Origin of the sequence: Streptomyces sp. P6-2-1 (assembly GCF_050613165.1) — a bacterium.
Classification (GTDB): Bacteria; Actinomycetota; Actinomycetes; order Streptomycetales; family Streptomycetaceae; genus Streptomyces.
Genome location: NZ_CP192513.1, coordinates 1,940,216 through 1,961,870 on the forward strand (window position 1 = coordinate 1,940,216; position 21,655 = coordinate 1,961,870).

The 21,655-nt window shown below is 72.9% G+C and carries 18 protein-coding genes; 5 read left to right on the forward strand and 13 right to left on the reverse strand.

Annotation, left to right across the window (positions count from 1 at the left end; genetic code table 11):
* Positions 1–256: 256 nt before the first annotated feature.
* Positions 257–3,481: a S41 family peptidase gene (locus ACQYWQ_RS08545; protein WP_431033453.1), complete on the reverse strand. Its 3,225-nt coding sequence runs from the start codon at positions 3,479–3,481 to the stop codon at positions 257–259.
* Positions 3,482–3,666: 185 nt separating this feature from the next.
* On the opposite strand from ACQYWQ_RS08545, the gene ACQYWQ_RS08550 reads away from it, so the two are divergent.
* The gene (locus tag ACQYWQ_RS08550) at positions 3,667–4,059 is read left to right on the forward strand and encodes a pyridoxamine 5'-phosphate oxidase family protein (protein WP_431033455.1); all 393 of its coding nucleotides are present in this window, start codon (positions 3,667–3,669) and stop codon (positions 4,057–4,059) included.
* Positions 4,060–4,090: 31 nt separating this feature from the next.
* On the opposite strand, the gene ACQYWQ_RS08555 is transcribed toward ACQYWQ_RS08550, so the two are convergent.
* The 5 genes from ACQYWQ_RS08555 to hrcA form a co-directional block, all read right to left on the reverse strand.
* Entirely contained in the window at positions 4,091–4,840 is a 750-nt protein-coding gene (locus ACQYWQ_RS08555; protein ID WP_431033457.1) for a class I SAM-dependent methyltransferase, read from the reverse strand.
* Positions 4,841–5,208: 368 nt separating this feature from the next.
* A complete protein-coding gene (locus ACQYWQ_RS08560) occupies positions 5,209–5,964 on the reverse strand; it encodes a 16S rRNA (uracil(1498)-N(3))-methyltransferase (RefSeq protein WP_431033459.1) in 756 nt (251 codons plus the stop codon).
* Positions 5,965–6,047: 83 nt separating this feature from the next.
* Positions 6,048–7,109: a nitronate monooxygenase gene (locus ACQYWQ_RS08565; RefSeq protein WP_431033461.1), complete on the reverse strand. Its 1,062-nt coding sequence runs from the start codon at positions 7,107–7,109 to the stop codon at positions 6,048–6,050.
* Positions 7,110–7,273: 164 nt separating this feature from the next.
* The gene (dnaJ, locus tag ACQYWQ_RS08570; RefSeq protein WP_431033463.1) at positions 7,274–8,419 is read right to left on the reverse strand and encodes a molecular chaperone DnaJ; all 1,146 of its coding nucleotides are present in this window, start codon (positions 8,417–8,419) and stop codon (positions 7,274–7,276) included.
* On the reverse strand, positions 8,420–9,436 hold the full coding sequence (gene hrcA / locus ACQYWQ_RS08575) for a heat-inducible transcriptional repressor HrcA (RefSeq protein ID WP_431033465.1): 1,017 nt from the start codon (positions 9,434–9,436) through the stop codon (positions 8,420–8,422).
* A gap of 439 nt (positions 9,437–9,875) precedes the next feature.
* Between hrcA and ACQYWQ_RS08580 the strand changes: the two genes are divergently transcribed.
* The 3 genes from ACQYWQ_RS08580 (at position 9,876) to ACQYWQ_RS08590 (ending at position 12,572) form a co-directional block, all read left to right on the forward strand.
* Positions 9,876–10,619: an MBL fold metallo-hydrolase gene (locus ACQYWQ_RS08580; protein ID WP_431033467.1), complete on the forward strand. Its 744-nt coding sequence runs from the start codon at positions 9,876–9,878 to the stop codon at positions 10,617–10,619.
* 106 nt (positions 10,620–10,725) lie between these two features.
* On the forward strand, positions 10,726–11,550 hold the full coding sequence (locus ACQYWQ_RS08585; RefSeq protein ID WP_431033469.1) for a DUF3097 domain-containing protein: 825 nt from the start codon (positions 10,726–10,728) through the stop codon (positions 11,548–11,550).
* Positions 11,551–11,966: 416 nt separating this feature from the next.
* Positions 11,967–12,572, forward strand: a complete 606-nt coding sequence (locus ACQYWQ_RS08590) for an HAD family hydrolase (RefSeq protein ID WP_431033471.1) — start codon at positions 11,967–11,969, stop codon at positions 12,570–12,572.
* Positions 12,573–12,649: 77 nt separating this feature from the next.
* On the opposite strand, the gene hemW is transcribed toward ACQYWQ_RS08590, so the two are convergent.
* From hemW to lepA, 4 genes are all read right to left on the reverse strand, one after another.
* A complete protein-coding gene (gene hemW, locus ACQYWQ_RS08595; RefSeq protein WP_431033474.1) occupies positions 12,650–13,882 on the reverse strand; it encodes a radical SAM family heme chaperone HemW in 1,233 nt (410 codons plus the stop codon).
* Between the two features lie 62 nt (positions 13,883–13,944).
* On the reverse strand, positions 13,945–14,163 hold the full coding sequence (locus ACQYWQ_RS08600) for a hypothetical protein (protein ID WP_431033476.1): 219 nt from the start codon (positions 14,161–14,163) through the stop codon (positions 13,945–13,947).
* 201 nt (positions 14,164–14,364) lie between these two features.
* A complete protein-coding gene (locus ACQYWQ_RS08605) occupies positions 14,365–16,254 on the reverse strand; it encodes an AMP-dependent synthetase/ligase (protein WP_431033478.1) in 1,890 nt (629 codons plus the stop codon).
* 423 nt (positions 16,255–16,677) lie between these two features.
* Positions 16,678–18,543, reverse strand: a complete 1,866-nt coding sequence (gene lepA / locus ACQYWQ_RS08610; protein ID WP_431033481.1) for a translation elongation factor 4 — start codon at positions 18,541–18,543, stop codon at positions 16,678–16,680.
* Positions 18,544–18,800: 257 nt separating this feature from the next.
* Between lepA and rpsT the strand changes: the two genes are divergently transcribed.
* Complete coding sequence (gene rpsT / locus ACQYWQ_RS08615; protein WP_431033483.1) at positions 18,801–19,067, forward strand: 30S ribosomal protein S20; 267 nt, start codon at positions 18,801–18,803, stop codon at positions 19,065–19,067.
* 419 nt (positions 19,068–19,486) lie between these two features.
* On the opposite strand, the gene ACQYWQ_RS08620 is transcribed toward rpsT, so the two are convergent.
* The 3 genes from ACQYWQ_RS08620 to holA all read right to left on the reverse strand — a co-directional run bounded on the left by ACQYWQ_RS08620 (position 19,487) and on the right by holA (position 21,586).
* Positions 19,487–19,708, reverse strand: a complete 222-nt coding sequence (locus ACQYWQ_RS08620; protein WP_431033485.1) for a hypothetical protein — start codon at positions 19,706–19,708, stop codon at positions 19,487–19,489.
* Positions 19,705–20,505 carry a hypothetical protein gene (locus ACQYWQ_RS08625; RefSeq protein WP_431033487.1) on the reverse strand — a complete coding sequence of 267 codons (801 nt, stop codon included), beginning with the start codon at positions 20,503–20,505 and terminating at the stop codon, positions 19,705–19,707. Before ACQYWQ_RS08625 ends, ACQYWQ_RS08620 begins: the two co-directional genes overlap by 4 nt.
* Before the next feature lie 97 nt (positions 20,506–20,602).
* Entirely contained in the window at positions 20,603–21,586 is a 984-nt protein-coding gene (holA, locus tag ACQYWQ_RS08630) for a DNA polymerase III subunit delta (RefSeq protein WP_431033489.1), read from the reverse strand.
* Positions 21,587–21,655 lie beyond the last annotated feature (69 nt).

Here is a 21,655-nt window from a genome sequence, read left to right on the forward strand (position 1 = left end):
CTGAAGGCATCGTAACGGCCACGCGGAACCCCACCGGGCCGACCGACCCGGCCCGCCCCACCGACGTCCGAGCCCACCGGCCCAGCCCACCGGCCCGGCCCACCGGCCCGGCCCACCGGTCCAGCCCTTCGGCGCTTGAGGAGCGGGGCCGGGGCGGGGCTCGGGGTGGAGCCCCGAAACCAGGGTCTCGGAGCCCCACCGCACACAACCGGGGCCCGGGGCGGAGCCCCTTGAGGCCCGCCCCGGTCCGGGTCACCTACTGCCCGTCACCCCCCGGGAGAGCAGGAGCGGTCTTCGCCGGTGTCTCCTCCAGCCCGGCCAGCGCCAAGCGCACGGCCTCGTCGAGCTGCGGGTCCTCCCCCGCCGCGTACTGCTGCGGCGCCACGACGACCTCGACGTCCGGGTCGACCCCGTGGTTCTCGACGCCCCAGCCGACCGTCTCGAACCAGAACGCGTACTTGGGCTGCGTCACGGACGTCCCGTCCACGAGCCCGTAGCGGTTGTCGATGCCGATGACCCCGCCCCACGTCCTCGTCCCGACGACGGGCCCGATCTTCAGGGCCTGGATCGCCGCGTTGACGATGTCGCCGTCCGAGCCGGAGAACTCGTTGGCCACCGCGACGACGGGTCCGCGCGGGGCCGCCTCCGGGTAGCTGGTGGGGCGCATGCCGCGCGACACGTCCCAGCCGACGATGCGCCGGGCGAGCTTCTCGATGACGAGCTGGGAGGTGTGCCCGCCCCGGTTCTCGCGCACGTCGACGACGAGCCCTTCCTTGGCGATCTCGACGCGCAGATCACGGTGGAGCTGGGCCCAGCCCGAGCCGATCATGTCCGGCACGTGCAGGTAGCCGAGCCGCCCGCCGGACTTCTCGTGCACGTAGGCGCGGCGGTCGGCGACCCAGTCGTGGTACCGCAGGGCCTCCTCGTCGCGCAGCGGCTCCACGACGACGTGCCGTGGCTCGCCGCCGTCGGCGGGGCCGATGGTCAGCTCGGTGACGTGCCCCGCCGTCCCCGCGAGGAGCGGCGCGGGTCCGGTCAGCGGGTCCACGGGGCGACCGCCGACCGCGAGGAGCGCGTCCCCCGCCCGTACCGCGATACCCGGACCCGCGAGCGGGGAGCGGGCGTGCGGGTCGGAGGTCTCGGAGGGCAGGACGCGGTCGATGCGCCACTGCCCGTCCTCGTGCCGGGAGATGTCCGCGCCGAGCAGCCCGGCGCGCAGGGCACCGGGCGTGTGCCCGTGCGGGGTGACGTACGCGTGCGAGGTGCCGAGTTCCGCCTGGACCTCCCACAGCAGGTCCACGAGGTCGTCATGGGTCGCGACGCGCTCCAGGACGGGGCGGTAGCGGTCGAGGACGCCGCCCCAGTCGATGCCGCTCATGTCGGGACGCCAGAAGTTGTCCCGCATGAGACGGCCCGTCTCGTCGTACATCTGCCGCCACTCGGCGGCGGGGTCGACGACCTGACGGATGCGCCCGAGATCGACGGTGACGTTGTTCTCGTGGTCGTCGTCGCCCGGAGCGCGGCGGTCGCTCGGCACGACGCGCAGCTTGTCGCCGCCCCGGAGCAGGACGCGCTTGCCGTCGCCCGTGACCGTGTACGTGTGGACGTCGCCCGAGAGTTCCTCGACGCGCTGCTGCGGGAAGTCCCAGCGCAGCAGGCTCGTCTTGGCGCCCTCGTCGTCGGGGCCCGCGCCCGAGGTGCCGAGCACGCCCGAGACCGGGTGGCTGAGCCAGAGCACGCCGTCCTTGGCGGCCTGGAGCGAGGAGTACTCGCCGGCTTCCACGGGGAAGGGCACGATCCGGTCGGCGAGCCCGTCCACGTCGATACGGGTCTGCGGGCCGCCGCCCTCGCCACCGCCCTCCGGGGTGCCCTCCTTGTCCGGTGCCTCGAAGGGCTTGCCGTGCCGCTGCGGGCCGAAGGGCGAGGGGGTCGTCGCGGCGAGCGTGATGAGGTGCGGGCGGGTCGTGCCGATGAAGGCGAGATCGAAGTTGTGCGCGTCGTACAGCGGGTCGAAGGCCCGGTCCGAGAGGAACGCGAGGTGCTTGCCGTCCGGCGTGAACACGGGGCTGTAGTCCTTGAACCGCAGCGGGGTCGCCTCGACGGGGGCGAGGTCCGACACGTGCGCGATTTTGAGCTGGCGCAGCGGGGGCAGCCCCGGGTGGGACCAGGCGAGCCACGTGGAGTCGGGCGAGAAGACGAGCCCGCTCGCGTCCCCGTCCTCGCTGCGGTCGACCTCGCGCACCTCGCCGGACGACCGCTCCACGAGCAGCACCCGTCCGTCGTGGCTCGCGACGCCGAGGCGCTCGCCGTCGGGCGCGACCGTGAAGGACAGGACGCGGCCGAGCTTGCCGCGCGCGATACGGCGCGGGGCCGTGCCCGGTGCCGTCCCCGTGGCGGGCGCGAACTCGATGGCGTCCTCGCCCTCGGCGTCCGTCACCCAGGCGACCCACTCCTCGCCGTCGAGCCGGAAGGTACGCGGCAGCCTGGCCCGTACCCCCTGCTCGCCCGCGAGGACGCGGGCGGGCCCGTCGCGGTGCGTCACCCAGTGCACGGCGCCGCGCACCAGGACGGCGCTGCCGCGTCCGGTGTGGTCGGGGCGGGCGGCGGACAGCCAGCGGGACGCGGAGATGGCGAAGGGCTGGAGGTCGACGCGCTGGCCGCCGAGTTCGATGTCGAGCGGGCGCGGTTCGGCGCCGTCCAGGTCGTCGAGCAGCCACAGCCGCCCCGCGCTCGACCACACGACGCGGGTGCCGTCGGTAGCGGCATGGCGCGCGTAGAAACCGTCGGCGTCGACCGGCGAGTGGCGGCGCAGCTCGCTGCCGTCGGGGAGCGAGGAGTAGAGCGCGCCGACGCCCTCGTGGTCGGAGAGGAAGGCGATGCGTCCACCCACCCAGAGCGGGTCCTCGATCTGCCCGTCGAGGTCGGCGTGCACGCGGTGCCAGGCGCCCTCGGTGTCGGGGCCGAGCCACAACTTCCCCGCGGTGCCGCCCCGGTAGCGCTTCCACCACGCGGCCTCGCGGCTCGTGGCCGTGCCGAGCAGGACGCGCTCGCCGCCGGGCTCGAAGGCGAGGCCGCCCACGGGTCCGTACGGGAGGCGGCGGGAGGCTGATCCGTCGAGCGGGAGCGCGTGCGCCCAGGAGCGGCGGATGGAGGCCTCACCGTGGGTGGTGATGGCCACGACCTCGCCCTCGGGTGTCCAGCCGCGTACGGCCGTCTTGTTGCTGCCCCAGTAGGTGAGGCGGCGGGCGGGGCCGCCCTCCAGGGGCGCGACGAAGACCTCGGGGGCACCCTCGCGCTTGGAGGTCCAGGCGACCGTGGCGCCGTCGGGAGATATCCGCGGGTGCTGAACGGGAACGTTGTCGGCGCTGACGCGCCAGGCACGCCCTCCGTCGAGCGGGGCGATCCAGACGTCGTCCTCGGCGGTGAAGGCGATCAACTCGCCATGAATGTGCGGAAACCGTAGGTAGGCAGGCTGTGTCACAAGAGCCACCCTAAGCACGGTCAGGGAGCGTGGACAGGGCCCGCCGGGCAAGCTGTGGACAACTCGGCCGAAGTCGCGACAGCCGTTACTCGTTCGAGTGAGCGGAATTATTGATCACACGGAGTTATCCACAGATCTGCGCGGAAGGCTTCCGTGCGGGCCTCGCAGGGGTTGGGATTGATGTCGTGACGACGACGGAGAACACCCCGGCTCAGGAACGGCTGCGCGTGGCGCGGACCGTGTGGCTGTGCGCCGCGCGCGCGGACGGACCGCCCCTCGTGCGCGCCACATGGTTCGTCTTCCTCGAAGGCGTGTGGTGGATCGGCGCGGCCGCGGGCGGCACCCTGGTGCGCCTGCTGGAGCGCCGGCCGCGGGCCACGCTCGCCCTGGACGGCCCCGAACCCCTGGTCGCCGAGGGCGACGCCCGCCTGCACCGCGCCGGTTTCCCTGCCCGGGTACGCGAGTCCTTCCTCGCCAAGTACGGCTGGGACCCGGCGATACCGGCCCGTCCCGGAGAGCGCCGGGTGCTCCTGGAGATAGCGGTACGGGACTGGGTCCCGGCGTCCCTGGCGGACTGAGGGCGCGGCGGCGCTCACCGGACGGCGGCGCTCACCGGACGGCGACGGCGAGGCTGACGACGTAGTCCTCCTGGACGGCCCCTTCGGGAAAGACCCCTGCCAGGATCTCCCTCTCCTTCGCGAGGAAGCGATCCGTCCCCTCCCTGCCGAGGACGAGGAAGTCGGAGTACGTGGCGAGGTTGGCGAGGTGCGCGTCGAGCGAGACCTCCCTGCTCCACCGCACCTGCCGCCGCACGAAGGGCAGTTCGTCCGGAAGCCGCCGAAAGCGCGCCGCGGGGTCGTACGCGCCCTCGCCGCCCCCGAAGAGCCGCCGCAGCCGGAGGTCCTGCGCGGCGACCCACGGGACGGAGCCGTCCGAGTCGTTCCACCACACCGCGAGCGCGCCCCCTGCCCGCAGCACCCGCCACGCCTCGGAAACAGAGCGGCGCGGATCGGTCCAGTGCCAGGACTGGGCGTAGGTGACCACGTCGAGAGAGGAGGAAACGAGAGGCAGGGCATTCCCGTCCCCGCGCACGAGCGGCACCCCGGGCAACCCGGCCCGGAACTGAGCCGCCATCCCTTCGCCCGGCTCCACGCCCACCACCCGCGCCCCCCGCTCCACCAGCCCCCGCGTCCCGAGCCCGGTCCCGGCCCCGACATCGGCCACCCGCGCCCCGGCGAGCGAGAGCCCGGCAAGCTCCTCGACGGCGTCAAGGAGAGCGGAGGGATAGGAGGGACGGTGCGCGGCATAACTGACGGCGGCGGAATCGAACGAAAGGCCCTGCGAAGAAGCGCGGATCATCCCCCCATGCTTGGCCCCCGCACCCCAATACACCATGCCCGCCCGAAAGTTCCTCCCTCAGCGAAGTCACCCGCCCACCGCCCCGAACCGCAAGGCCGGGAGACCGGGAGACCGGGAGACCGGGAGACCAGAAACCGGAAACCGGGAAACCGGCGCCTCAGGCGCCCAGCCCCGCTCCGGCCCAGCCCCGCTCCGGCCGAGGCCCGCCCCGGCCGGTGCCCCGTGTCCCGTCCAACGCCCCGGCCCCGGTGCCCCACCCGTGCGGGGCGCGCCGGGAACTCAGGGCTGTCCCCTGCCCCGGCCGCCCGATCCCGGCTCTGCTCCCGCCACCGCGTCCCCCCCGTCCGCCCCCGCGAGCCGCCCCGGCCCTACCCCCACCGCCCCGTCCGCCCCGAAAGCAGCGCCACCGCCGCCGTGCCCGCCGTCGAGGTGCGGAGGACCGAGGGGCCCAGGCGGCAGACGTGGGCGCCCGCCGCCGTGAAGGTCGCGATCTCCTCGGGGGCGACGCCGCCCTCGGGGCCGACGACGAGGACGATGTCGCCGCTCGGCGGGAGCGGCAGCGTGGCGAGCGGGGTGCTCGCGGCCCCCGCGTCCTCGTGGAGGACGACGGCGAGCGCCGCGCGAGCGAGGAGGGCCGCGGCCTCCTTCGTGGAGACGGCCTCCGCGACCTCGGGGAAGCGGGGGCGGCGGGACTGCTTGCCCGCCTCGCGCGCGGTCGCCCGCCACTTGGCGAGGGACTTCGCGCCCCGGTCGCCGCGCCACTGCGTGACACACCGCGCCGCCTGCCACGGCACGATCGCGTCGACGCCCGTCTCGGTCATCGTCTCGACGGCGAGTTCCCCCCTGTCCCCCTTGGGCAGCGCCTGGACCACGACGAGCCGCGGACTCGGCACGGGCTCCTCGCGCAGCTCACCCACCTCGACGCTCAGCCGGTCCTTGCCCTCTGCCGCCGTCACGACGCACGGCGCCCACCGCCCCGCACCGTCACTGAGCACGACCTCCTCACCGGCCCGCAAGCGCTTCACCGAGACCGCGTGCCGCCCCTCGGGCCCGTCCAGGACGAAGACCCCGCCGGGCACGGCCTCTGCGGCGAGCCGGGGAGCGAGGAAAACGGGGGCGGTCATGCGGGTCCTTTCGGCGATACGGGATGAGGTACGTACGGGCTTCAGCGGCCGCCGCTCGGCAGGCCGCCCTCAGCACACCGCCCTCAGCGCGCCAACGGTGTGAGCGCCGCGCGCGTCTCGGCGGCCAGCGTCTCGACGAGGCGCCCGGCGGCGAGGGTACGGGCCAGGCGGTGCCCCTGCCCGGCCCAGAGTGCCATGCCGTCCGCGTCCCCGGCGCCCGCCGCTGCCCGCCGCAGCCCGGCGGTGAGATGGTGCACCTGCGGGTAGGCGGCCGGAGCCGCTGCCGAGTGCGCCCGTACGAAACGGTTGACGAGCCCGCGCGCGGGACGCCCCGAGAAGGCCCGTGTGAGCGTCGTACGCGTGAAGTGCGGACTGGTCAGCGCGGCCTTGTGCACGGGGTGCGCGCCGGACTCGGGGCACGGCAGGAAGGCGGTGCCGAGCTGAGCGGCCTCGGCCCCCGCCGCGAGCACGGCCGCGATCTGCGTCCCGCGCATGAGCCCGCCCGCCGCGAGGAACGGCAACGGCACGGTGTGACGGACCTGTTCGAGCAGGCTGAGCAGCCCGAGCCCGCAGCCGTCGCCCGCGGGGTCGTCGTGGTGGGTGCCCTGGTGGCCCCCGGCCTCGACACCCTGCACGCACAGCGCGTCGGCCCCCGCCCACTGCGCGGCGCGCGCCTCCTCGGGCGTGGTCACGGTGACGACGGTGAGCGTGCCGACACGCTGGAAGGCGTCGAGCACGTCGCGGCTGGGGCAGCCGAAGGTGAACGAGACGACGGCGACGGGCTCCGCGAGCAGGACGGCGACCTTCGCGTCGAAGAAGTCGTCGAGCGCGCCGTCGGGAAGGTCCCCGAGCGGGACCCCGTACCGGGCGCTCTCCCCCGCGAGCCCGTCCGCGTACGCGTCGACGGCTCCGGCCCGCGCCTCCGGCTGGGGCAGGAAGAGGTTCACCCCGAAGGGCCGCCCGGTCAGCTCCCGGGTCCGCCGCGCCTCGTCCCGTACCGCCTGGGCGCTCTTGTACCCACCGGCGAGAAAGCCGAGCCCCCCTGCGTCGGAGACAGCGGCCGCCAGCTCAGGACACGAGGCGCCCCCGGCCATCGGAGCCTGCACGACAGGATGGCGCAACAACTCGCCGAACACAGAGGACATCCCGGAATGGTCCCACGAGCCGCGGCAGCCGCGTTCGCTGGACCCCGTCGCCGAGCCCCGCGGCGCGGGAGCCGCGGGGTCCGAGAGCGGGTCCGGGGCGGAGCCCCGAAAGGCCCGCCCCGGTCCGGGGCGGCCACACCGCTGCCCCGCCCCCGCCGAGCGCGTCAGCTCCGCCCGTTGAACGCGTCCTTGAGCCGCGAGAAGAGCCCCTGCTGCCCCGGCTGGAACTGGCCCGTGGGCCGCTCCTCGTTCCTGAGCTTCGCCAGCTCCCGCAGCAGGCGCTCCTGCTCCGCGTCGAGCTTCCCCGGCGTCTGCACTTCCACGTGCACGATGAGGTCACCGCGCCCGCCCCCGCGCAGATGCGTGACCCCGCGCCCGTGCAGCGGCACGGACTGGCCCGACTGCGTGCCCGGCCTGATATCGACGTCCTCGGTCCCGTCGAGCGTGTCGAGCGGCACCTTCGTGCCGAGCGCCGCGGCCGTCATCGGGATCGTCACCGTGCAGTGCAGGTCGTCGCCGCGCCGCTGGAAGACGGAGTGGGCCGTCTCGTGGATCTCGACGTAGAGGTCACCGGCGGGACCGCCGCCAGGGCCGACCTCGCCCTCGCCCGCGAGCTGGATGCGCGTGCCGTTGTCGACCCCGGCGGGGATCTTCACGGTGAGCGTGCGCCGCGAGCGGATGCGGCCGTCACCGGCGCACTCGGGGCACGGGTTCGGCACGATCGTGCCGAAGCCCTGGCACTGCGGGCACGGCCGCGAGGTCATGACCTGGCCCAGGAAGGACCGCGTGACCTGCGAGACCTCACCGCGCCCGCGACACATGTCGCAGGTCTGCGCCGAGGTGCCCGGAGCCGCGCCCTCGCCGTTGCAGGTCGAGCAGACGATCGCGGTGTCGACCTGGATTTCCTTCGTGGTGCCGAAGGCCGCCTCGTTGAGGTCGATCTCCAGGCGGATCATGGCGTCCTGGCCCCGGCGGGTCCGCGAGCGCGGGCCGCGCTGCTGGGACGTACCGAAGAAGGCGTCCATGATGTCCGAGAAGTTCCCGAAGCCCGCGCCGCCGAAGCCGCCACCGGCCGCGCCCGCGCCGGCCGACTGCGAGAGCGGGTCGCCGCCGAGGTCGTAGACCTGCTTCTTCTGCGGGTCCGAGAGCACCTCGTAGGCGGCGTTGATCTCCTTGAACCGCTCCTGGGTCTTCGGATCGGGGTTGACGTCAGGGTGGAGTTCCCTGGCCAGCCGGCGAAAGGCCTTCTTGATCTCGTCCGGGGAGGCGTCGCGGCGCACGCCGAGTACGGCGTAGTAGTCCGTGGCCACTTACGACTCCGCCAGGATCTGTCCGACGTAACGAGCCACTGCGCGTACCGCTCCCATCGTTCCGGGGTAGTCCATGCGGGTCGGTCCGACCACGCCGAGCTTGGCGACTGCCTCGCCGCCCGAACCGTAACCGACCGACACCACCGAGGTGGAGTTGAGCCCCTCGTAGGCGTTCTCATGACCGATCCGGACGGCCATCCGCGGGTCGTTGACCTCGCCGAGCAGCCGCAGGAGCACCACCTGCTCCTCCAGCGCTTCGAGCACCGGACGGATCATGAGGGGGAAGTCCTGCCCGTACCGCGCGAGGTTCGCCGTACCGCCGATCATGAGCCGTTCCTCGGTCTCCTCGACGACCGTTTCGAGCAGCGTGGACAGGACGACGGCGACCGTGCCGCGGTCCTCCTGCTCGAAGGAGTCGGGCAGATCCTGGACGAGCTGGGGCACGTCGGCGAAGCGACGGCCCGAGATCCGGCTGTTGAGCCGGGCCCGCAGATCGGCGACGGAGGTCTCGCCGAAGGGCGCCGGGCAGTCGATCATCCGCTGCTCGACCCGGCCCGTGTCGGTGATCAGCACGAGCATGACGCGCGCGGGACTCATCGAGAGCAGCTCGACGTGCCGCACGGTGGAGCGCGTCAGCGAGGGGTACTGCACGACGGCGACCTGCCGCGTGAGCTGCGCGAGCAGCCGTACGGTACGGGTCACGACGTCGTCGAGGTCGACCGCGCTGTCCAGGAAACTCTGGATGGCGCGGCGCTCGGGCGCGGTCATCGGCTTGATGTCGGCGAGCTTGTCGACGAAGAGGCGGTAGCCCTTGTCGGTCGGGATACGGCCCGCGCTGGTGTGCGGCTGGGCGATGTATCCCTCGTCCTCCAGGGCCGCCATGTCGTTGCGCACGGTGGCCGGCGAGACGCCGAGCCTGTGCCGCTCCGTGAGCGCCTTGGAGCCGACCGGCTCCTCGGTGCCGACGTAGTCCTGGACGATGGCGCGCAGGACTTCGAGTCTGCGTTCGCTGAGCACGCCGCCACCTCCCTGGCCCCCGGCCGGAACCTCCGGTCCGGGCCTGGCACTCGCCCTGTCTGAGTGCCAGAACTTCCCCGGCCAGTGTACGGCCGTACGGTGGGCCCCGGGCAAGGCCGGGCAGCGCTTTGTGGCACTTCACCGGCAGCCGACCACGCGCGCGCGGGGCTCGTACCGGGGTGAGCGGGACGGAACGGGGCAGGGTGCCGGCGGGGACGGCAGGGATGTGGCGGAGCGGACAGCGACTGGCAGAGACTTGCCACCGATGACCGCCGGACCGGCATGAGCCGCCAGCGGACTGCCACCGGGTGGCACCGGGTGGCACCGGGTGGCACCGGGTGGCACCGGACTGCCGCCGGGTGGCACCGGGCTGCCATTGAGCCGCCGCCAGGCTGCCGACGAGCTGCCAGCGGGCTGCCACCGACGAGCGAGGAACGCGATGAACCTGACCGAACTGCCGGACTGGGAGCACCCGGCGCAGGGGGTGGCGCGGCTGCGGCTGCCCGGCTGGGACTGCTCGGCGGGGCTCGTACGGGGTGAGGGCGCGGCACTCCTCGTGGACCCTGGCGCGAGCACCGCCCAGGGCGCGGCACTGCGCGCGGCGGCCGGGCGCCTCATCGGCGGGACCGGGCACGTGACGCATCTCGCATTCACGCACCCGCACTTCGACCACGTGCTCGGCGCGCCCGCCTTCACGGAGTCGGGGCCCGCGGTGACGACCTGCGCGGCGGCCGGTGCGCAGTCGCTTCTCGGTACGGAGTCCGGCCGCGCGGAGCTGTACGAGGACGCGGTGCGGCACGGGCTCGACGCGGCGGAAGCGCGCCGGGCCACCGCACTGCTCCGGGCCCCGGATCTGGCGGTGAGCGACGCGTACCCGCTCGATCTGGGCGGCGGGCGGCGCGTGCTGCTCGCGAACCTCGGCGCCGGGCACTCGGGCCATGACCTCGTGCTCGTGGTACCGGGCGAGCGGACGGTGGTCTTCTGCGGGGATCTCGTGGAGGAATCGGGCGAGCCGCAGGCGGGGCCCGACGCGGCCCCCGCACGGTGGCCCGGGGCCCTGGACCGGCTGCTCGCGCTGGGCGGCGAGGAAGCGGTGTACGTGCCGGGGCACGGCGGCCTCGTGGACGCGGCGTTCGTACGGCGTCAGCGCGCGGCGCTCGCGCGGCGGTTCGGCGTCTCGTGAGCGGGCCGCGGGCGCGGGGCCGCGTCGGCGTGTCGTGCGGGGCGCGGCCGGCCCGTACGGCGTGTCGTGGTCGCCCGGACGGCGGTACGTTCCTATCGTCCTAGGAATGCGCGCGTACTCCCCCGACCTCACCCCGCCCTGGAAGAAGCGGCGGACCGTCCCTCAGGTGCCGCTGGAGCGGGACCTCGTCGTGGAGGAGGTGACGAGCGGCTTCTGCGGCGCGGTGACCGGCTGGGAGAAGTCGGCGCAGGGGCTCGTCGTCTCGCTGGAGGACCGTTTCGGCAAGACACGGGTCTTCCCGCTCACGGAGGGCGGTTTCCTCCTGGAGGGCCGCGCCGTCACGCTCGTACGGCCCGCCGCGGCGACTGCGGCGGCCCCCTCGCGTACCGCTTCGGGCTCCCTCGCCGTCCCCGGCGCACGGGCGCGCGTGGCACGGGCGGGGCGGATCTACGTGGAGGGGCGGCACGACGCGGAGCTGGTGGAGCGGGTGTGGGGCGACGACCTGCGGATCGAGGGGGTCGTGGTCGAGTACCTGGAGGGTGTCGACGATCTCCCCGCGATCGTCGAGGAGTTCGCGCCGGGCCCCGACGCGCGGCTCGGCGTCCTGGTCGACCACTTGGTGCCGGGCTCGAAGGAGGCGCGGATCGCGGCGGAGGTCGCGAGCCCGCACGCGCTGGTCGTGGGACACCCGTACATCGACGTCTGGGAGGCGGTGAAACCGTCCTCGGTCGGTATCGCGGCCTGGCCCCGCGTCCCGCGCGGGCAGGACTGGAAGACAGGCGTCTGCCGCGCCCTCGGCTGGCCGGAGAACACGGGCGCGGCCTGGCAGCACATCCTGTCCCGCGTCCACTCGTACAAGGACCTCGCACCGGAACTGCTCGGCCGCGTGGAGGAACTGATCGACTTCGTGACGGCCCCCGAGCAGACCTGACCGCCCCTCAGGGCCGCCGGTGCGGTCGCACGGGCGGCGGCGTCCCGAACTCGTCTGTCCCGCTCTCCACGTCCCCGAGCGTGGCGAGCGGCACGGCCTGCCCGAACTCCCCGTCCCGCTCGACCCCGTCGTCGGCCTCGTCACCCTCGTCGGAGGGCTCGACGAGGAGGAGACAGCGCGCTCCGGGCCGGGCCGGGGCTCGCTCGTCCGATGCGGGAGGCCGGGATTCCGCACGGGGAGCCGATCCCGGTCTCGGCAGGGGCTTTGGTCCCGCACCATCCGAACGAGGCGGCACGCGGGCGCGTGCTCGCTCCGGCGCCCTCGGCCCCCGCCGTTGACCTTCCCCCAGGGGCAGACCCCAGCCTGCTCGCACGAAGGGGCCGACCGTCGCCCCGTCCGGAGGGAGGAACACTCGCGTGAAAGCGCTCGTGCTCGACATCGGTGGCGTCCTGGAGTACACACCCGCGACGGGGTGGGTGGCGCGCTGGGAGGAGCGGCTCGGGCTGGCGCCCGGGGCGATGGAGGCGCGTATGGCGGACGTGTGGGAGGCGGGCGCTGTCGGACGGATCGGCGAGGAGGAGGTACGGGAGCGGGTCGCGGCGCGACTCGGGCTCGACGCCGCCGGACGCGACGCCTTCATGGCCGAGCTGTGGGCGGAGTACCTCGGGACCCCCAACACCGAACTGATCGGCTTCGTCCGGGGCCTGCGCGGCCGCTGCCGTCTCGGCATCCTGAGCAACAGCTTCGTCGGGGCGCGCGAGCGCGAGTCCGCGCGGTACGGCTTCGACACGCTGGTCGAGCACGTCTCGTACTCGCACGAGACCGGTCTCGCCAAACCCGACCCGCGCGCCTTCGCGGCCGTGTGCGAGGCGTTGGGGGCACGGCCGCGCGACTGCCTCTTCGTGGACGACGCGCCGCCGAACATCGCCGCGGCGGAGGCGGCAGGAATGAGTGCACACCTGTTCACCGAGAACGCGGGGACACTCGCCCGCATACGCGCACACTTGTACACCGAACACTGACGGCCGGTCAGCGCACACTTGTACACCAAATACTGACGACCGGTCAGCGCACACCCGTACACCGACCGGCGGATCGCTCAGTCCACGAGGTCCCGCACCACCGCGTCCGCGAGCAGCCGCCCCCGCAGCGTGAGCACGGCCGCCCCCTTCCCGTACGCCTCGGAATCGAGGAGTCCGCCGTCGAGGTGACGCGCCGCCGCTTCGCGCCCTGCCGGGCGGAGGAGGTCGAGAGGACAGCCCTCGCTCAGCCGCAGCTCCAGGAGGACGCGCTCGACGCGGCGGTCCTCGGCGCTGAGGAGTTCACGGCCCGCGCCCGGCGAGCGGCCCTCGGCGAGCGCGGCGGCGTAGGCGCCGGGGTGCTTCACGTTCCACCAGCGGACGCCGCCGACGTGGCTGTGGGCCCCGGGACCCGCGCCCCACCAGTCGGCGCCGCGCCAGTACAGCTCGTTGTGCAGGCAGCGGGCGGGGTCGCTCGTCGCCCAGTTGGAGACCTCGTACCAGGTGAAACCGGCCTTCGCGAGGAGTTCGTCGGCGATGAGGTAGCGGTCGGCGTGCTCGTCGTCGTCGGTCATCGGGATCTCGCCGCGCCGGATGCGCCGGGCGAGCCCGGTCCCCTCCTCGACGATGAGCGCGTACGCGGAGACGTGGTCGGGCCCCGCGCCGATCGCCGCTTCGAGCGAGGCGCGCCAGTCCGCGTCGCTCTCGCCGGGGGTGCCATAGATGAGGTCGAGATTGACGTGCTCGAACCCGGCCGCGCGCGCTTCGGCGACGCAGGCTTCGGGGCGGCCGGGGGTGTGGTTGCGGTCGAGGACGCGCAGGACGTGCGGCTTGGCGCTCTGCATCCCGAAGGAGATCCGGTTGAAACCGCCCTCACGGAGGGTTTCGAGGTACGCCGGGTCGACGGACTCCGGGTTCGCCTCGGTCGTCACCTCGGCGTCGGGCGCGAGGCCGAACTCGTCCCGTACGGCGGCGAGCATCCGTACGAGGTCGGCGGCGGGAAGCAGCGTGGGCGTACCGCCGCCGAAGAAGACCGTACGGGCCGGACGCGGGTCCTCGCCGAGGACCTCGCGCGCGAGGCGGATCTCCTGCGCGAGCGTGTCCGCGTAGTTGTCGCGCGAGGCGAGCACCCCGCCCGTACCGCGCAGCTCGGTCGCCGTGTATGTGTTGAAGTCGCAGTACCCGCAGCGGCTGGCGCAGTAGGGGACGTGCAGGTAGAAGCCGAGCGGGCGCCCGGCGGCCCCGTCCAGGGCCTGCGCCGGAAGCGCCCCGTTCTCGGGCACGGGCTCACCGTCGGGAAGTGCGGAAGGCATGGACCCATTGTCCCAGGCCCCGCCCCATCACCGAGCGTGAGCCTCCGGAGGGTGTCCTCCCGCTAGGCGATCCACTCCCCGGGCCCCTCCCCGCGCCACTCGACGAACCCCTCGTCGGCGGCGATTGCCTGGTCGGCATCCTCCAGCCCGGCGCGCCGCAGGAACTCCACGAGATCGCTCATCCCGTACGCCACGCCGAGCACCTCCCCGTCGACCTGCACCCGCCGCCCCCCATCGCTTCCAGGGGGATGGACGACGACGGGCGCGGAGGAGGAGTTCATAGGACGAGGATGCAGCGAATCGTTTCGCCACGCACGCGCGCCGCAGCGACTCCGCGCGCCCCGGCCCCAGAGGCCCCCCGAGACCACCCCCGAATTCCCGAGGCCCGCCCCGCCCAGGGGACCCGACCGCCCAGGGATTCACCCCGCCCAGGGACCCGCCCCGCCCAGGGGTGCCCTCCACGGAGAGGGCACCCCCTCTCGTCACGCCTCGCGAGAGCCGGCGTACATCTCGTCCAGCAAATACCCGTACTCCCGCTCGACCACAGGACGCTTGATCTTGAGGCTCGGCGTCAGCTCGCCGTGCTCGATGTCGAGGTCCCTCGGCAGCAGCCGGAACTTCTTCAGGGTCTCCCAGCGCTGAAGCCCCTCGTTCAGCTCCCGCACGTACCCGTCCACCATCTCCACGGTCTTCGGGTCGGCCACGATCTCCTCGTACGGCTTGCCGTCGAGCCCGTTCTCCTTCGCCCAGCCGAGCAGCGCCTCCTCGTCGAGCGAGATGAGCGCGGAGCAGAAGTTCCGGTCGCCGCCGTGGACGAGGATGTTCGAGACGTAGGGACAGATGGCCTTGAACTGGCCCTCGACCTCGGCCGGGGCGATGTACTTGCCCCCGGACGTCTTGATGATGTCCTTCTTGCGGTCGGTGATCCGCAGGTAGCCGTCCACGGACAGCTCTCCGATGTCACCCGTGTGGAACCAGCCGTCCGGTTCCAGGACCTCGGCGGTCTTCTCGGGCAGCCCGTGGTAACCGGCCATGATGCCGGGGCCGCGCAGCAGGATCTCGCCGTCCTCGGCGATCCGCACCTCGGTACCGGGCAGCGGCTTGCCGACCGTTCCCGTGCGGTACGCCTCGCCCGGGTTCACGAAGGAGGCCGCGCTCGACTCGGTGAGCCCGTAGCCCTCCAGGATGTGCACCCCGGCTCCCGCGAAGAAGAAGCCGATCTCGGGGGCGAGCGCGGCGGAACCGGAGATCGCGGCACGCAGCCTGCCGCCCATCGCCTCGCGGATCTTGCCGTAGACGAGCTTGTCGGCGAGGGCGTGCTTCGTGCGCAGGCCGAGGGGAACGGTCGCGGTCCCCGTGCGGCGGAAGTTGTCCTGCGAGGTCTTCGCGTACTCGCGGGCGATCCCGGCGGCCCACTGGAAGATCTTGTACTTCGCCTCGCCGCCCTCGCGCGCCTTCGCCGCGACCCCGTTGTAGACCTTCTCGAAGATGCGGGGCACGGCGGCCATGTAGGTGGGCCTGACCACGGGCAGGTTCACGATGATCTGGTCCACGCGGCCGTCGACGGCGGTGACGTGCCCGACCTCGATGTGCCCGGAGGTGAGGACCTTGCCGAAGACGTGCGCGAGCGGCAGCCACAGGTACTGGACGTCCTCTTCGAGGACCATCCCCGTCGCCTTGATCGCTTTGGCCATGTACGACCACGCCTCGTGCGGCAGGCGTACGCCCTTGGGACGGCCCGTCGTACCCGAGGTGTAGATCAGCGTCGCGAGCTGGTCCTTCGTGATCGCCTCGATGCGCTCCTTGATCGCGCCGGGATGCGCGGCGAGGTGCTCCTTGCCCCGCTCCTCCAGCTCGGCGAGGGTCAGCAGCCAGCCGTCGGGGTCCTCGGCGTCCGCCGTGACACCCTCCTCGTCGAGGACGACGACGTGGTGCAGCGCGGGAAGCTCGGCGCGGTTCTCGCGTACCTTCGCGAGCTGCGTCGCGTCCTCGGCGAAGACCACACGGCTGTCGGAGTCGGCGAGGATGAACGCCGACTCCTTCGTGTTCGTCGAGGGGTACACGGTCGTCGTCGCGGCGCCCGCGCACATGATGCCGAGGTCGATGAGAATCCATTCGACACGGGTCGCGGCCGCGAGCGCGACGCGCTGCTCGGGCTCGATGCCGAGCGCGATGAGCCCCGCCGCGATCCGCTCGACGCCCTCGGCGGCCTGCGCCCAGCTCAGCGAGGCCCAGTCCGAGGGCCCCTCACCGGAGGCGGGCGGCACCGGGTAGCGGTACGCCTCCGCGTCCGGGGTCGCTGCGACGCGCTCCAGGAAGAGGTGCGCCACGGAGGGCGGTCGGTTCTCGATCATGGTCTGTGTGTCGCTCACGACATCCTCCGGGCCCGCGACTCTGCGTGCGACTGGTAGTGAATGGTTCGAGACGTGTGCTGAGCGTTTTCTGCGCGTTGTTTAACTGGCGAGTAACTAATGGATGGTGATCAGAGTAGAACGAGCCTCGCCTGCGCGTAAGGGCCTGACACCCGCTCTGTTCACGACATCCGTCCCTCCCGCCTCTTCCGTCCCGGCCCCGCTTCCGGTAGAGGGCGCCTGGCAGGGGCTTCCGGTACGCGGCGCCCCGCGCCAGGCTTCCGGTACGCGCCGGGCGAGCGCGCCCCCGTACGGAACCGGCCGGCCCCGCACCCGCAGGGGACACCCCCGTACGACGACGGGCCCCGCGCCACAAGGCGTACGGGGCCCGTCGGGGCCGGAACCGGTCCGGAGACCGTCCCGCCGGAGGGCGGGCGTTCGCGGCTACTTCTTCTTGCCGCTCGGCTCGTCGCTGGAGAGGACGGCGATGAAGGCTTCCTGCGGAACCTCCACGGACCCCACCATCTTCATGCGCTTCTTCCCCTCCTTCTGCTTCTCCAGGAGCTTCCTCTTGCGGGAGATGTCACCGCCGTAGCACTTGGCGAGGACGTCCTTGCGGATCGCCCGGATCGTCTCGCGGGCGATGACCCGGGAGCCGATCGCGGCCTGGACGGGGACCTCGAAGGCCTGGCGCGGGATGAGTTCCCTGAGCTTGGCGACGAGCCGCACGCCATAGGCGTACGCGGCGTCGCGGTGCGTGATCGCCGAGAAGGCGTCCACCTTGTCGCCGTGCAGCAGGATGTCGACCTTGACGAGCTGCGCGGTCTGCTCGCCCGTGGGCTCGTAGTCGAGCGAGGCGTAGCCGCGCGTCTTGGACTTGAGCTGGTCGAAGAAGTCGAAGACGATCTCCGCGAGCGGCAGCGTGTAGCGGATCTCGACGCGGTCCTCGGAGAGGTAGTCCATCCCGAGCAGGACGCCGCGCCGGCCCTGGCACAGCTCCATGATCGAGCCGATGAACTCGCTCGGCGCGAGGATCGTGGCCCGCACGACCGGCTCGTAGACCTCGTCGATCTTCCCCTCGGGGAACTCGCTCGGGTTGGTGACGATGTGCTCGGTGCCGTCCTCCATGATCACGCGATAGACCACGTTGGGCGCGGTCGCGATCAGGTCGAGACCGAACTCACGCTCAAGACGCTCACGGATGACATCGAGGTGGAGCAGGCCGAGGAAGCCGACACGGAAGCCGAAGCCGAGCGCGGCGGAGGTCTCGGGCTCGTAGACGAGCGCGGCGTCGTTGAGCTGGAGCTTGTCGAGCGCGTCACGCAGCTCGGGATAGTCCGAGCCGTCGAGCGGGTAGAGGCCCGAGAAGACCATCGGCTTCGGGTCCTTGTAGCCCCCGAGCGCCTCCTCGGCGCCCTTGGACTGGCTGGTGATCGTGTCACCGACCTTGGACTGCCGCACGTCCTTCACGCCCGTGATCAGGTACCCGACCTCGCCGACACCGAGACCGTCGGCGGAGAGCATCTCGGGCGAATTCGTACCGATTTCGAGCAGTTCGTGGGTCGCCCCGGTCGACATCATGCGGATGCGCTCGCGCTTGTTGAGCTGGCCGTCCACGACACGTACGTACGTGACGACACCGCGGTACGAGTCGTACACCGAGTCGAAGATCATCGCGCGGGCCGGGGCGTCCGCGACCCCGACTGGGGCCGGGATCTGCGCGACGACCTGGTCGAGCAGCGCCTCGACACCCACGCCGGTCTTCGCGGAGACCTTGAGCACGTCCTCCGGCTGGCACCCGATGAGGTTGGCCAGCTCCTCGGAGAACTTCTCGGGCTGCGCGGCCGGGAGGTCGATCTTGTTGAGGACCGGGATGATCGTGAGGTCGTTCTCCATCGCCAGGTAGAGGTTGGCGAGGGTCTGCGCCTCGATGCCCTGCGCCGCGTCGACGAGGAGGATCGTGCCCTCGCACGCGGCGAGCGAGCGCGAGACCTCGTAGGTGAAGTCGACGTGGCCGGGGGTGTCGATCATGTTGAGGATGTGGGTGCTGCCCTGGCCCTCGCCCTCGGTGGGGGCCCAGGGCAGCCGCACGGCCTGCGACTTGATCGTGATGCCGCGCTCCCGCTCGATGTCCATGCGGTCGAGGTACTGGGCGCGCATCTGCCGCTGCTCCACCACCCCGGTCAGCTGGAGCATCCGGTCGGCGAGCGTGGACTTGCCGTGGTCGATGTGCGCGATGATGCAGAAATTCCTGATCAGCGCCGGGTCGGTACGGCTCGGCTCGGGCACATGGAGAGGGGTCGCGGGCACGCGGGGTCCTGATTCTTGAGGCGTCCGGCACGGGAGCGGCCGGCCGCCTCTGGCTCGGGCTTCGGGCAGTCGGTCGGATATGTAGGGACCCATCGTCCCATGCGCGACGGGCGACGGGCGGTTTGGGCCGCTCAGGGGGCGGCTGCTAGCCTGGTGCACTGTGTGTCTCCCAGCCCTCTCAGCTTCGGGGACACGCGCACTCAACCGAAACATTCGCGCGGTTCCGGCCGCGCGCTTGCAGCTGAAAAGGCTCTTTCGTGGCGAACATCAAGTCCCAGATCAAGCGGAACAAGACGAACGAGAAGGCGCGCCTGCGCAACAAGGCCGTCAAGTCCTCGCTCAAGACCGCGATCCGCAAGGCCCGCGAGGCCGCTGCCGCGGGTGACGTCGAGAAGGCCCAGGAGCTGACGCGTGTCGCCACGCGCAAGCTCGACAAGGCCGTCTCCTCCGGCGTCATCCACAAGAACCAGGCCGCCAACAAGAAGTCGGCGCTCGCTTCGAAGGCCGCTTCCCTCCAGGGCTGAGCCCCCTTCGCCTTCCGGCACACGCCGTCGTCCCCGGGACGGCGGGGACCCAGCGGGCCCTCTCTACCGCTCCCCGTCCCGTCCCGACAGATCCCGTATGCGGCCTAGCGTTCGCCACGCGGGTGCGGGATCGCGACGGCTCACCGCCGCCGAAGGCTCACAGGACTCGACCGAGAACCCCGCCACGTCCTCCGGGACGGGGCGGGGTTCTCGGCATGTGGGGCTCCTCCGGCGAACGAGGCCCCTCCGGCGAACGAGGCCCCTCCGGTGAACGGGGAACGCGGGCACGCGGCCGTGCGGGAGCGCGCGGCCGGAGGCCGGACCGTACGGGAGCGCGGGCGGCCGGGCGTCGCACCAGCGCGGGGGACGGCCGGTGTGTCGCTGCGCGCATGAAGCGCGAGCCCGTCCGCCCGCCGTGTCTACTGGATGCTCCAGGCGTGCGGGTGCGCGGGATCGGCCGGGCAGGCGAACAGGTTCAGCTCGCCCCAGCGCCCCACGACGACCTGCGTCGGCGCCGCGAGCGCGTGCCCCCACGCCTCCGGCTCCTCCACCGGCCGCCAGCTGCCGCTCCCGCCGTCCCACTCCGTCGTGTCGACGGTCAGCAGGAGCCGCAGGGGCGTACAGCAGCGCGCGCAGTTCATCGGGTACGGGTCCGTGGTGTGCCAGGAGGCGAAGCCGCCGGCGCGCCAGCCGGGCGGGATGGAGAGGTCGTACGGGTAGGCGGGCGCCGGGGCCCGTCGTCCTCCTCGTCCGCCGCGTCGTTCTCCTCGTCCCAGGCGTCGAGCCGTGCGCGCAACTCCGCGGGGAGCGAACCGGCGAAGGGATAGGTCGTGACCTGCTCCGGGTGCGGCACGCACGGCTCGGGCACGTACCCGTCGTGGCCCACCACCTGCGGCGTCGGCGGCGGGTCGGTGCGTACGTCCGCGTCCCCGGTCCCGGCCGAGTACCGCCACCGCACGTCCAGGAACGGCTCGTAGCCGCTCGCACCGTGCGCGTCGAAAGGGCACCACAGGACCTGGAGCAGATCACGGCCCCCTGGCCCGGGCAGCAGATCGGGTACGTCCCGCCGGTAGAGCTGCGCGAGCCCGACGAGCGGTACGGGCGCGCTCTCGGCACGGTGTTCCTCGCGCAACGCGCCGAGCAGCCTCCGCTCCTCGTCCGTCGGGCCGTGCGCGGGGTCGCGGGACCACGCCCCGGCCAAGACCCGCCGGGCACGGTGGATGTCGGCGGGCCTGCGTCCGCGCCGGGGCCCGTGCGCTTCGGGGCACACCGGCCACGGCTCCTCCCGCGGCCACCGCAGGGGACCGCCGACCGAGCTGTCGCGTACGCCGGGGCGTCCCGGTCGAGGGTGCAGACGCGTCGTCGTGCCGCGGTGGGCCCGCAGTTCGGGGAACACCGCCTCGATGTCGAGCGGGCGCGGCGGGGTGGTCCTCGTCATGCGGGGACTGTACGGGGCCGGGAGGCGGCCGTCGGCGGCCGGACGGCCGGGAGCGGCCCGCCCCGGCGCCCGCACACGGGCCCTGCGCCGTACGGGCTCAGCGGCGCGAGCGGGCCGCGCGGGCGATCGCGACGACGGCTTTCTCCAGGGCGTACTCCGGGTCGTCGCCGCCGCCCTTCACCCCGGCGTCGGCCTCGGCGACGGCGCGCAGCGCGAGCGAGACGCCGTCCGGGGTCCAGCCGCGCATCTGCTGCCGCACCCGGTCGATCTTCCACGGCGGCATACCCAGCTCGCGGGCCAGGTCGGCGGGACGCCCGCCGCGCGCCGACGAGAGCTTGCCGATGGCCCGTACGCCCTGCGCGAGCGCGCTCGTGATCATGACGGGCGCGACGCCCGTGGACAGCGACCAGCGCAGCGCCTCCAGCGCCTCTGCCGCGCGGCCCTCCACGGCCCGGTCGGCGACCGTGAAACTCGATGTCTCCGCACGGCCCGTGTAGTACCGCCCGACGATCGCCTCGTCGATCGTGCCCTCGACGTCCGCGGTGAGCTGCGAGACCGCCGCGGCCAGCTCGCGCAGGTCGCTGCCGATCGCGTCCACGAGCAGCTGGCCCGCCTCGGGGGTCGCCGAACGCCCCGCCGTGCGGAACTCGTTCCGCACGAAGGCGAGCCGGTCGGCCGGCTTCGTCATCTTCGGGCAGGCCACCTCCCGTGCCCCGGCCTTGCGCGCCGCGTCGAGCAGCCCCTTGCCCTTGGCCCCGCCCGCGTGGCACAGCACAAGGGTGACCTCGTCGACGGGAGCGGGCAGGTAGCCCTTGACCTCCTTGACCGCGTCGGCGGAGAGGTCCTGCGCGTTCCGTACGACGAGGACCTTGCGCTCGGCGAAGAGCGAGGGGCTCGTCAGCTCGGCGAGCCCGCCCGGCTGGAGCTGGTCGGGCGTGAGTTCGCGCACGTCGGTGTCGGAGTCGGCCGCCCGCGCGGCGAGCACCACCTGCCGCACCGCGCGGTCGACCAGCAGCTCCTCCTGCCCCACGGCGAGCGTCAGCGGAGCGAGCGGGTCATCGTCAGCGTTTTTCCTGGCCATCACCGCCAAGCATCCCACGCGCCACCGACAGCGGCCCCGGACCGCTCCACGGCCCCCGGCCCGCTGTCA